Origin of the sequence: Sphingobium sp. D43FB (assembly GCF_002312805.1) — a bacterium.
GTDB lineage: Bacteria > Pseudomonadota > Alphaproteobacteria > Sphingomonadales > Sphingomonadaceae > Sphingobium.
Genome location: NZ_NMUA01000234.1, coordinates 1 through 406, shown reverse-complemented (window position 1 = coordinate 406; position 406 = coordinate 1). Strand labels below are relative to the sequence as shown.

Here is a 406-nt window from a genome sequence, read left to right as displayed (position 1 = left end):
TATCCGCGTACACGCGCCGCAGGCGTGGGTCGAGCAGATCACCTCAGCACTGGTTCGGACTCGGGAGCTTTACCCGGCCTGAGGATGCGACATGCCGTGTCGCACCACCATGGAACACTCGCAGGCCATATACCTCCAGCATTAGGGATAGTCATTTGATGGCCACCAAGGCCCGCAGTAAAAAAAAGCCAGTGCGTAGCAAGCCTTCTACCGTCATGCCATCACGCTCGTTCGACGTGCTGGTGCTGGCGACCATGAGCGCCGGCAAGACTTCGTTCATCAATGCGCTGATCGGCCAGGAGTTGCTCCATGCGGCCAATGAGGCCACGACGGCATGCCTCACCCGTGTCGAGCACCGGTCGCGCGCCAAGGCGTTTGGTGGCGTCACCTACTGCCATGCCGAGCG

General features: G+C 61.1%; 1 protein-coding gene. It reads left to right on the top strand.

Annotated elements, in window-relative coordinates:
* Positions 1 to 158 precede the first annotated feature (158 nt).
* Positions 159 to 406, top strand: a 248-nt coding sequence (locus SxD43FB_RS24170; RefSeq protein ID WP_217988855.1) for a dynamin family protein, incomplete at its 3' end; no start/stop codon positions are given.